Here is a 12,290-nt window from a genome sequence, read left to right on the forward strand (position 1 = left end):
GAGATAATGAAATTCCCATATACTGAAAAGGTGCTTGAGCACTTTAAGAACCCACGTAATGTAGGGAAGATGGAGAATCCTGATGGAAAAGGACTTGAAGGCAGCCCAGCCTGTGGAGACATGGTTGCAGTTTACCTGCAGGTCAACCCGGACACACAGATAATTGAGGATATCAAGTTCGAATCATACGGATGTGCCTCCAACATTGCAACTGCTTCTATAATAACCGAGCTTGCAAAAGGCAAGACACTAGAAGAAGCAAAGAAGATCTCATGGCAGGAAGCAACAGAAGAGCTCGGAGGACTTCCACCAGTTAAAGCACACTGTTCCGTGCTTGCGGTAGAAGGCCTGAGAGCTGCCATCCGTGACTATGAGGAAAAGCACGGCCTTGTAAGCGAACAGGAACCAACCACTCCAGACGTCCTCAGAAGCAGATTGAAGCATGTCATGAACCCAATGGCAGGACTTGACATCATCAGGACCGAGCTTGTGACAAAGATGGAGATAAACGATGGTGTTGTAAGGATACTTATCGACCTGCCATCCAATCACCAGTTCGCAGCAAACATCAAAGAAGAGGTCATGGAAAAGATCGAATCTCTCTGGGATGTAAAAGAGGTCAATGTTGTCTTTACTGAGTAAATGAAAAATGAGTGGTGCATTTATTGCACCATTATATCTATTTTTGAACTTTTCAAGTTCCTGAATTATATTGTTACCTATTTCTTCGGACACCCCATCTATTCCTTTAGCATGCGGTACATTATCCCATAATTTCAAGCTCCGCAGAACTGCAGACCTGACCCATTATAGGATAGATCACATTTAAGGCAAAATTTTGCTCATCGTCATTTCTCGCAGCAACGCAGTCACTCAGGACAACACAGTTATAGCCCCTATCAAAAGCACTCCTTACCGTACTTTCAACGCAGAGATTAGTAACAGCACCTGCAAATAGCAAGGTATCGCAGTTCAGGGCCCTGAGTATCCGATCGAGGTCTGTGTTGTGAAAGCCGCTCATCGTATGGTATTTAGTAACTCTGATATCCTCTAAATGAGGGGTGAATTCATCTATGACCCTTCCCTGGAACTCGCCTTCTTCCGGCGTCATTTCAGTAAGGTCCATTTCTCTGAGAGGCTTCCAGAAATCTACAGCCGACAAATTCCGGTTCAGTGCTCCTGCTATCTGAGGTCGCAGGTCCATTTCAACGAAGATTATGGGCATCTTTGCTGCTCTGAACTTTTCTATGGCTTTGGCCGTTCTCCTGATCATGTCTTTTTCCTGAGCAAATTTCCAGACACCCCAGTCGATCCCAAATCCATTTTCATGAAGAACAAAGTTCTGCGCATCTACTAAGATAAATGCAGTGCTATCTCCTTTTACTTTTGTCACTTTTATTCCCCCTTAAAAGAACAAACAGAATTAATAGAAAAAAATTTGTTCATTGCACTATTGGCTTTAAAATACGATATATTTTTTGGGACAAATATTACTAAAAAGAATTACTGATCCTGGATACTAATGAGAACACTTCAACTGAACATATACAAGTTTGAATATCTGGCTCTGTAGAATCCCTCATTTGAATGATTCATGAGATAATGCATACATGTGATGATCGAAGACTATCAATTTTGTGGCAGGTATCATAGCTTTTAATGAACTATATGCGGAAAAAGAGTTGAAAGTAACAGATTATTTAAATCATCTTTTCGAATCGTGCCGGCTTCGCCGGACCCTTCGGGATGATCAAAGATATCCATGACTTTTCGATCGATAAAACTTATTGTTCACTGCATACTTGTTTTTATGATTGTTTACAAAGATAATTGATGGACAAAGAACAAGGCAACCATCCGCCGCAGGCGGCACGTTCCTTCACTGCTATCATGAAGGCTTGTGAAATAATGTATTTATTGAAAGTTACTGAGTTCAAAGTTGCAATTAAAAGGATATCTACAGAGCCAAATATCCTGTATTGATACTCACTCGATCTCAGCTATTATCACAACATAGTTCTTACCATATTTCTTTGCGCATTTGGGACAGGTAGTGTACCACATGTACCATTTCCTGATAGTATGACCCTGTTCCTTTGCATATATCTCGAAATCATCACACCATTTCTTAGTATCCTTGAACGGGCCTTCGTATACCTTGCTCAGGAACCTGCCGCTAAGGTTTACATTCTCCGCATCCGGTATCTCTTTATCGACTGCCAGATAGATATCCATGTTCCATTTCGATGTGTGGTCGGAAAGACCGAGAGAATCCGGTATACTTGCACCTGCTTCACGCACTTTCCGGTCAAGTCTCTTCATCACTCCGCCAAAATTGACCGGCATATAGAATAGTGTCAGTACTTTGTCTTTTATAAATCTCTTATTCTCCCACTCAATGACTTTCCCATCCCAGGGTTCAGGATCGAACTTCGGACAGCATTCCTCTTCCATGATAACATCACTCCTTCATGTAATTGAACATCTGGTCCGCAGGTATAAATCATCATTGATATTGTATTTAAAAACTATATCATATTTATTTATTGATTAAAATTAAAATTTATCTTTTAGATCATAATTAAGAAACATTGTTTCAAAAGATTTATGGATTATTAAATATATATCTATAAGATTGGACATATGAACAAGATCTGAATAAAGAAGAGTATTTGACAATAGTGTCATTTCTGATTATTTAGATATCTTTTATTTTTAGCGATTATCGTTGTAGAATTGAATGGATCAACTAACTTCGTAGAAAATACTCTTTTTCAATCTAGTTGGTGGTATTAACACGACAGAAAAGGAAAAAGATAAGCCTGATGAAAACAAAGAGACAGAAGCTGAAAAGGAAAAGGAGCCTCTGGAAAAGATAGCATACTTCTTGCAACGATTTTGGGACTACCACATAGTCCGGGTGATCATTGCGATCATAATATTGATCATGTTAGTAATAGCAATAAGCCTATTATGCATTCTTTCTTTGCAGCAAGAACCCTACAATATAATAGTGACCAGATTCTTTTTCATATTGCTAGCCTCTATTTTTCCTGTCCTGATGTTCGTTCTGTTCATCTGCAGCAGAAGATACAGCCTTTTTACAGAGTTCATACTCGATCTACTGAAACTGGGATTGCTTTCAAGATACAATAATGAACACGAGATCAATTATCAAAGAAGGATCTATGCATATCTGCAAAAATTCCAGGAATACTACGGACAATTCTCCCAAGATATGAAGGAGAAGCTCTCCAAAAGAATAAAAGAGGATGATCCTGAAGAAATAGAATCCATGGGCCCTCTGGGATTTAAAAGTTGTCTGACACCTGAGTCTCTATGGTATATACCGATCGTGTTTACAATATTGCTCATCGCAGTTGGCTGGGTGATCACATTGCCACCATGGCAGACAGGAGATGGTACTGCTGAGATCATCGATCCATTATCTTTTCTTACAGAGAATGAAAGACTGTATCCAATAGATAACAATATCAGTAATGTATCATATTCAGTTTCTGATAAGAACACAGAAACTATAGAGGATCCTGTGCTCAACGGTCTTATGAGGGTCTTTAATATTACAAGAACGCCCGTTACCTTTGCGTTCCTTGGAGCATATTTTTATTCTATGCAGATACTTGTCAGAAGATTCCTGCGAAGGGATTTCAGGATCAATGTATTCATTACAGTTTCACAAAGGATAATATTGGGCATCATAGCCACATGGGTTATTTTTTCAATACCTGCAATTTTGTCAAATAATTACAACTCATTTGCAGCAGTAGAATATATGGGTAAACTGAACTTTCTTGGCTTTATAATAGGAGCTTTTCCTTCTATTATATGGAATTTCTTGAAAAAACACACTGCTGATTGGTATGCGTTCTGTCTACCGGATTTTACTGAAAGATTTCCTCTTACTGAACTTGACGGACTTGATGTATGGGCTGAACTCAGGTTCCAGGAAGAAGATATTAGCAATGTTCCAAGTCTTGCTACCGCAGATATAGTAGACCTGATGCTGATAACAAGGTTCCCAGGAGAAAGACTGATCTTCTGGATCGATCAGGCAATTCTTTATATGACACTGGGAATGGATACTGCGGACAACAATAAGAACAAAAAATGTGAGAATAAGACCCCTATTCAAAATATGGGAGCAATTGGAATTCGAACAGCAACCTCTCTGATAGATAACTTCCAGCAGAATAGATCAACTGATCTCTGGAATAAGGCAGGTTACACGATCGAAGAGATCCAGTCGATCATCACATCGATCGAAGCAAACCCTAATATCAGGCTGATACAGGCATGGAGAAGATTCCCATCCTATGAGCGCCATTGTAAATGTGATCCTGCTTCATGGTTCCTGTTATGAGCGAACTAAGCATTACTCGATCTATTTTTAAATGATCGCATCCCATAACTACAGCAGATGACACAAGATATCCATCCAGTGATAACTAAAGCTGAAGAACTCGGACTCTCAGCTTACATGCTGGATGCTTCTGATATCGATGTTGAGAACAGGGTCAGACTCAAATGTGCCTATGGATGCAGAGGCTATGGAAAACGTCTGAGCTGTCCGCCACATATTATTTCCATCGATGAGTTCAGGAAAATGCTAAAAGAGTACAGCACTGCCATTCTGCTTATCGAAGAGCATGACACATCTGCTGAGGATGATATCTTCAAAGCATGGTCAAGACTGCGTAAGGGTTCATTCCATAAGATGCTTGATCTTGAGTACTTTGCTTTCAGGAAAGGTTTTTCCTTTGCACAGTTGCTTCGTCCCGGTGCATGTAACGAATGCGCCATCTGTGGCGAGGAATGCAACAAACCTGAACTCAGGCGTTTCCCCCCTGAAGCTGTTGGGATCAACCTGTCAAAGCTCATGGAGAAGAAGGGACTTGAAATTGAGTACTGTAACTTCGACAGAGTGAAATGTGTTGGAATACTTCTACTGGAATAAAATACTGAAGACAGCCAATAAGATGAGGGGAAAAAGTGAGACTTAATGCTGACCTGAAAGTGAACGAAGATGACCTGAACGAGTTCCAGACAATAATTGGATTCAAATTCAATGACCAGACCTATCTTATACAGGCTCTTGTCCATGGATCACTTTTCAGTGGAGATAAGGACAAACTGAATGCTTTTAGAAAGATCAACGGTCTTGAGAATAAGGACTATGAGAAACTTGAATATCTGGGAGATTCGGTGCTTGGTCTCATAATAGCAGAGTATGCTTATCATGACAGGGATATTAACGAATATGCCAGCTCAAAAGGACTCACCATTGAAGGAGTATGCACTAAGATAAAAGAGATTCTTGCTTCCAACAAGAGCTTAAAACCTGTTGCAAAGAAAATAAAGCTATCAAGATTCATACTGGCTGAACCACATGTCAACATCGATGGAAAACTATCAGATATGATCGAATCGCTCATCGGTGCTATCTATCTGGATGGTGGTCCGGGACATAGTGACCAGGATAACAACTATTCAATTGCCAGGGATTTCGTATACAAGTTCTTTGATATAGACGATGCACTGGATAAGATAAGTATATCGAATCCCAAAGGGCTCATTCAGGAAATGTTCCACCAAAATGCCTGGGGACATCCCAGCTACAGGATCATCGATGAAGAAGGACCGGACCATGAAAGGTATTTTACAGTAGGTCTGTACCTTGGTGAAAAGCTCCTTGCCACCGGTTCAGGCAACAGTAAAAGAAAAGCTGAAAAAGCTGCAGCAGAATTGCACCTCAAACATCTTCATGAAAGAGAGCAGGCATAACCTGCATCTTGCAATAGATATAAATAAATTGTCACTATTTATCATTATAATGTATTGCTGAGTAGTAGTGGCTATAGATGAACGTTTGCTAGTTTGATCTGTATCGAACAAGCAAAGAACACACTGCTCAAATAACGTAAAAACCGAAGGTGGTAATAAAAATGCTTTATCCCAATCCCAAAAACCAGCATCCTAAGATAAGTGAATCAGCATGGATATCAGAAAATGCGGTGATCGTAGGAGATGTAACGATAGGAGAGAACGCATATGTGGCACATAATACAGTAATAAGGGCTGATGAACCCGGCGCTTCTATTGTTATAGGGGATAATTGCAATATACAGGACAACGTGATAATTCACGGATTATCCAATTCAGAAGTAATGATAGATAATAACACTTCACTGGCACACGGATGTATCGTACATGGGCCATGTACACTAGGCCATGGATGTTTTGTCGGCTTTGGAGCTGTTGTCTTTGACTGTAATGTAGGAAATGACGTGGTCATTCTCCATAATGCCACAGTGCGTGCGGTCGAGATCCCTGCTCGAAAGGTAGTTCCCGATGGACGTGTGGTCACTGATCAAAAAGACGTAGAACAACTGGAAGATATATGTTCCGACCTTAAGAACTTCAAGCACTCAGTAATAAAAGCGAACCTTGATCTTGTTAAGGGCTACATTGACCTCGATTGCCAGAACTGAATTAAATAAAATATGAATTATAGATAAGTATATTGCCTTTAATATATTATAAAGGTACTATGCTTAGTTTTCTGGCTTCTATTATTGTTCTTATTCTGGGTTATTTTGTTTATGGGACTTTTGTAGAAAATATATTTGGAGCAAATAATTCCCGAACTACACCAGCCTATTCTCTGGAAGATAATGTGGACTTTGTACCACTTAGCTGGCCACGCATCTTTCTTATCCAGTTCCTGAACATTGCAGGACTTGGACCTATATTCGGAGCCATAATGGGGGCATTATATGGTCCTGCAGCTTTCCTGTGGATAGTCCTTGGAAGTATCTTTGCAGGCGGAGTACATGATTACTTTTCAGGGATGCTAAGCGTTCGCCATGATGGGAAGAGCATTTCTGAAATAGTAGGGATATATCTGGGCAATAGGGCAAGGATCATCATGGTGATCTTCTCTGTTATTCTGCTTACACTCATTGGAACGGTTTTTATGGCCGGCCCGGCAGGACTTCTAACAGACCTTGGGTCAACAAGCATATTTGGGAACTATAGATCGTGGATAGCCCTTATTGTAATATACTATTTCATAGCCACTGTAATTCCAATTGACAAGATCATCGGACGTATATACCCACTCTTCGGAGCTTCTTTATTAATAATGGCAATAGGGATCGCCTCTGCCCTTATTATAAAAGGTTACAGTATACCGGAGATAACAGTTAAGAACTTCCATCCCGATGGCCTTGAACTATGGCCCATGCTTTTTATTACAATAGCCTGCGGGGCCGTAAGTGGATTTCATTCTACCCAGTCTCCAATAATGTCACGGTGCCTTCCGAATGAAAAGTATGGAAAACATGTATTTTATGGCGCCATGATCGCGGAAGGTATCATTGCTCTTATATGGGCAGCTGCCTCGATGTCCTTCTTCCCTGAAGGAATAGAAGGCTTGAACGAAGTAATAAGTACAGGCGGTGTTGCACTGGTAGTAAATGAAGTGTCCATGGGACTTCTGGGACCGATCGGAGGGGTCCTTTCAGTTCTTGGAGTTATTGCCTGTCCGATCACATCAGGAGATACAGCTTTTAGAAGTGCACGTCTGACAATTGCTGATTCGATTGACATAGACCAGAGGCCATTAAAGAATAGATTGATAATTGCGCTACCACTATTTACTATTGGTACCGCCCTCACCCTAATAGATTTCAGTATAGTATGGCGCTATTTTGCATTCTCCAACCAGGCACTTGCCACCATCGTGCTCTGGACCTCTGCCATATATCTGCTGGAAAAGAACAAGTTTCATTGGATCGCAACTGTCCCTGCTTCTTTCATGACGGCAGTTGTTGCAACATATATAGTGCAAGCTCCCGAAGGACTTGGACTGTCAACTGCTATATCGTACCCTTCCGGGTTTATCTTTGCAGCAATGGTCTTGTTCCTTTTCTTTTACAGGTCTGCTTCTATAAAGAAAAATATAATTGGGAACCCGGTACAATATCCCGGATCAGGAGATATGCCAATTACTGATATTGTACCTGGGACCAATAAAGAATAACACTATGCTGATCATTTTTAAGATCAAAAATAAGAAGGGGGGTAGGATCAGATAAATTTCCCATCCATTTCCCGTATTACATTCCTTCCTGCATCTGTCAGCATATATTTCTTCCATGTGCTTTTAGAAGGATTTAAACACTCTATAAGTCCTCTGTCCTCGAATTCCTTCAGGCCACGGCTCATATTCTGGGTTGATCTTCTGGTTGCCTGAGCTATATCAGAAGCTTTTCCGATAGAATGTTTCTTCAAATATTCTGTAATGATTAGTCTGCGATCTACACTCAAGATCCACCTTACGTGATCATCTACCATAGACTTCACATTTAATTGACATCTCACGTTTTACACCTCGTTTTTTAGTCCCATGCCATATGATACTGTTACAGACCGATGGCACAGGATCTGTATGCAGTGCCCTCCGGCCCTGAATATCGGTCCGTTAGATCTGCGTTCGTTTTTCTGATCATCACCCGATGCGATCGATAAATATGACCCGTATATAACACACATGTCCACGCATGGACGGTACATCCTTAATGCGCACAGCAAACAAATATATAAATCAGATATATAATGAATGCAGGTGTGCTTTTGACAGGCACCTATCCCGATCGAACCGAGGATATTTGCACAATTAACTTTTTTAATATAAATACTCAACTGTTATCTGTATATACAGTTAGCTGCAATTTACAACATTTTTCTTAGGTAACAGTGTTAACACACTTTAAAAAACATAGGTGTTGGTGAAACTTATGAAAATTTCGGTATTTGCTATTAGAAGATATGAGAAGATATACAAAACTGCGAGTAACATCTTTAGATCTAAAATAATAGTGAGAAAGTTAAATTTTAGAAGTTGTTTACACTAAGCGAATAATAAATGCAAATTAAGAATTGATCATATAATAACATATAAAATTAAATAATTCATATAGCTAAAAAAATAAAATGTATATACACAAAAAGTGAGAGATTACTTTTTAATAATGTCAGAGATTAGAGCTATCAATTATAAGATCGTAAATATTTCTGTTCGTGCCATAACGAATATTGAAGTACAAAAAAACAAAGTCCATGATCTGCAGGAACATCACAGTAGAAGGGATCGTACAGGGTGTAGGATTCCGGCCATTCGTATACCGCATAGCGAAAAACCACAACATTTGTGGATATGTCCGTAATACCGGAGGAAGGGTCGAGATCGTGGCTGAGGGCAGTCAGGGCAACATCAAAAACTTCCTCAATTCCCTCATATCAGATAAACCGGATGTAAGCCAGATATATTCCATCGAACAGGAAGAAACTGATATCCATGGCTATACCGATTTTTCTATAATCCAGAGCAGTAGTGACAGAACTCCAAATTCGATACTTGTTCCCGATATTGGCATCTGTAATAACTGTACATTGGAACTTGCAGACCCGCAGAACAGACGTTACAGCTATCCATTTATCTCATGCACTGAATGCGGACCCAGATATACAGTTACAAACACTCTTCCATACGACAGGTACAACACCTCCATGGGTGAGTTCAAACCCTGTCCGATATGCGATAAGGAATATTCATCTCCCTCTGACAGAAGGTTCCATGCACAGACAGTATGCTGTCAGGAATGTGGACCACAACTGAAGTTCACGGACAGTAACGGACAACTGATATCACACAGAGATAACGCCATTACAGATTGTTCCAATGCAATAAATGAAGGGAAGATACAGGCGATCAAGGGATACGGTGGATTCCACCTTGCATGTGATGCATTCAATGTGGAAAGTGTACAGCGTCTCAGAGAAAGGATAGGCAGGCCACAACAACCATTTGCGATAATGGTAAAGGATATCGGAACTGCAAGAGAACTGGTCCATATCAATGACAGAGAAGAGAAACTACTTTTGAGCAGCAAACGTCCTGCTGTCATCCTTAACATAAAAAATGAGACTTGCGGACATGATCTTGAGGAGATCGCACCACAGCTTCACAACATCGGAGTGATGTTACCATATTCAGGCATACAGCAGATGCTCTTCAGGAACACATCAAGTCCTGCATATGTCATGACATCTGCCAATGTCCCTGGTCTTCCAATGGTGATCGATGATGACATTGCTATAAGGGAACTTGGGCATATAGCTGACAACTATCTGTTGCATGACATCAGGATAGAGAACCGCATCGATGATTCCGTTATCAGGTCATTCGAACATGACCATGTATTCATCCGTCGTTCCCGCGGTTATGTTCCTGAACCAATAGAACTGCCATTCGATGTAAGACCCTGCGTAGGAGTTGGTGCTGAGCTGAGCAATACGCTCATATTTGCATCAGGGAACAAAGCATATATTTCCCCTCACATCGGCAATACAAGCCATTTTGAGACCTCTAAGTACCATGCTGAGGTCTTTGAATGTTTCTCAAAGCTAACATCCATAGAACCGGAAAGATGGGGATGTGATCTTCATCCACATTTCAGCACCACGATATTTGCAAAGGATAATGGAGGGGATGCTGTTGTACCTGTACAACATCATCATGCACACCTGGTCTCCCTCATGGCGGATGCTGGCCTTGAACGTGATGCAAGGATGATCGGTATCGCCCTTGACGGTGTGGGGTACGGTTCTGACGGCACTGTATGGGGCGGAGAGGTCCTTGAGACCAGCTATACCGAACACATCAGACATGCACATCTGAAAACCCATGCAATGCCCGGTGGTGACCTTTGTTCCTATTATCCTGAAAGGATGGTACTTTCAATGCTTCAAGGGCTTGTGGACCATGATGAACTGCTGGAACTGCCATTTGAACTGAAGCACGGACAGAAAGAAGCAGAAATGGTCCTTGGACAACTCGATAAGAGGATCAATGTGATCATGTCAAGCAGTTCGGGAAGGGTACTTGATGCAGCAGCAGCACTCCTTGGAATATGCAGATATCGCAGCTATCAGGGCGAACCTTCCATGAAACTTGAATCGATCGCCAGAAAGGCAAAGGACAGGTCACTGGAACTACCTGTTAACATCAAAGACAATATCCTTGATACAGGAAGACTGCTTCTTGAACTGTATCGCCATATGGATGAATATACTGTTCCCGAACTTGCATACGCATATGAGGATGCATTTTCCAGAGGAGTTGCAGAACTCGCCATAAGGTCTGCGAACAGGACTGGTATCGACATAATTGGGCTTACAGGCGGTGTTGCCTACAACGAACACATTAACTATCGCATCCGTGACGTAATAGAGGAGAACGGGCTCAGGTTCGTATCACACAGCCGGATCCCATGCGGAGATGCCGGGATATCACTTGGACAGGCAATAGTTGCAAGTCTGCATGAGTAAAAAAGTGAGAATACCGGAAAGGATCCGGCAAGTTTCAAAGTTCAATGATTATTCTGTGTACTTTCCTCGTACTGTTCAGATATCATCAGGTTTTATCCTTCTTTTTCCCCTTACCTACGATCCTGACGATTATCAAACTCAGCTCAAAGAATATCAGAAGAGGGATACCCACCATCATCTGACTGACAATATCAGGAGGAGTGATAACAGCGCCTATGATCAGACAAATGACATAGATATGTTTCCTGTATGTTACCAGTGTCTGGTACTGTACTATATCCAGACGTGTCAGCGTTGTGAGCACGAGCGGTGTCTCAAAGACAAGACCAAAAATGAGTGAGGCCTGCACCGCGAAGGATATGAAACTGAATATCGAGTAGGTTGCAACCACACCTGAAGCTGCAGCATTCAGGTAAAGATAATCAATAAAGAGCGGGAGCATAATGAAATATGCATAGGATACGCCTGCTAAAAATGAGATGAGAGCAACGACAGACACAACAAAAAGTGGTCCTTTTTTCACTTTTATTGTTACCATGTTCCTTTTCATCAGAGCCTTTACAGCGAAGATAAGTATGAACGGTATTATGAAGAACAGACCAATGAACAGTGCTATCTTCATCTTTAACAGCATTATCTCAAGAGGAGATACATAGACCAGCTTTGCGCCCTCAGGCAGAAGGTCATCCTTTATTGTGCTTATAACTAAGCCGGCAAACTGGAAGGATACCATAAAAACAACAAAGAACAATGATAAAAGGAGAGCCAGTTTCTTTTTGAGTGAAACTATGATCACGCTGATATCTTCCATATAAGAATTCAAAATATCACCTTTACGTTTTTTCGGGTACTATGTTTTTATTCTATAAATCAGGAAC

Annotated in this window: 11 protein-coding genes; 7 read left to right on the plus strand and 4 right to left on the minus strand. The window is 41.0% G+C overall.

Annotated elements, in window-relative coordinates; translation table 11 throughout:
- The first annotated feature begins 6 nt into the window (after positions 1-6).
- On the plus strand, positions 7-642 hold the full coding sequence (locus tag BM008_RS04060; RefSeq protein ID WP_091933498.1) for an iron-sulfur cluster assembly scaffold protein: 636 nt from the start codon (positions 7-9) through the stop codon (positions 640-642).
- A gap of 121 nt (positions 643-763) precedes the next feature.
- Here the strand turns inward: BM008_RS04060 and BM008_RS04065 are convergent, their stop codons facing one another.
- Positions 764-1,393, minus strand: coding sequence for a cysteine hydrolase family protein (locus BM008_RS04065; RefSeq protein ID WP_091933501.1), 630 nt, complete (start codon positions 1,391-1,393; stop codon positions 764-766).
- 593 nt (positions 1,394-1,986) lie between these two features.
- Positions 1,987-2,454, minus strand: a complete 468-nt coding sequence (locus tag BM008_RS04070; protein WP_091933504.1) for a hydrolase — start codon at positions 2,452-2,454, stop codon at positions 1,987-1,989.
- A 580-nt stretch (positions 2,455-3,034) separates the two neighbouring features.
- Here BM008_RS04070 and BM008_RS04075 point away from each other — a divergent pair.
- From BM008_RS04075 to BM008_RS04095, 5 genes are all read left to right on the plus strand, one after another.
- Positions 3,035-4,381, plus strand: coding sequence for a hypothetical protein (locus BM008_RS04075; protein WP_143072270.1), 1,347 nt, complete (start codon positions 3,035-3,037; stop codon positions 4,379-4,381).
- Between the two features lie 57 nt (positions 4,382-4,438).
- Positions 4,439-4,975: a DUF2284 domain-containing protein gene (locus BM008_RS04080; protein WP_091933509.1), complete on the plus strand. Its 537-nt coding sequence runs from the start codon at positions 4,439-4,441 to the stop codon at positions 4,973-4,975.
- A gap of 35 nt (positions 4,976-5,010) precedes the next feature.
- The gene (locus BM008_RS04085; RefSeq protein ID WP_091933511.1) at positions 5,011-5,802 is read left to right on the plus strand and encodes a ribonuclease III family protein; all 792 of its coding nucleotides are present in this window, start codon (positions 5,011-5,013) and stop codon (positions 5,800-5,802) included.
- 161 nt (positions 5,803-5,963) lie between these two features.
- Complete coding sequence (locus tag BM008_RS04090; protein WP_091933513.1) at positions 5,964-6,509, plus strand: LbetaH domain-containing protein; 546 nt, start codon at positions 5,964-5,966, stop codon at positions 6,507-6,509.
- Between the two features lie 59 nt (positions 6,510-6,568).
- Complete coding sequence (locus tag BM008_RS04095; RefSeq protein ID WP_091933515.1) at positions 6,569-8,062, plus strand: carbon starvation CstA family protein; 1,494 nt, start codon at positions 6,569-6,571, stop codon at positions 8,060-8,062.
- 47 nt (positions 8,063-8,109) lie between these two features.
- Here the strand turns inward: BM008_RS04095 and BM008_RS04100 are convergent, their stop codons facing one another.
- On the minus strand, positions 8,110-8,349 hold the full coding sequence (locus BM008_RS04100) for a helix-turn-helix domain-containing protein (protein WP_245747855.1): 240 nt from the start codon (positions 8,347-8,349) through the stop codon (positions 8,110-8,112).
- 768 nt (positions 8,350-9,117) lie between these two features.
- Between BM008_RS04100 and hypF the strand changes: the two genes are divergently transcribed.
- On the plus strand, positions 9,118-11,412 hold the full coding sequence (gene hypF / locus BM008_RS04105) for a carbamoyltransferase HypF (protein ID WP_245747856.1): 2,295 nt from the start codon (positions 9,118-9,120) through the stop codon (positions 11,410-11,412).
- A gap of 85 nt (positions 11,413-11,497) precedes the next feature.
- Here hypF and tatC read toward each other — a convergent pair whose 3' ends face one another.
- Positions 11,498-12,235, minus strand: coding sequence for a twin-arginine translocase subunit TatC (tatC, locus tag BM008_RS04110; RefSeq protein ID WP_091933522.1), 738 nt, complete (start codon positions 12,233-12,235; stop codon positions 11,498-11,500).
- Between the last annotated feature and the right edge of the window lie 55 nt (positions 12,236-12,290).

Origin of the sequence: Methanolobus profundi (assembly GCF_900114835.1) — an archaeon.
Classification (GTDB): Archaea; Halobacteriota; Methanosarcinia; order Methanosarcinales; family Methanosarcinaceae; genus Methanolobus; species Methanolobus profundi.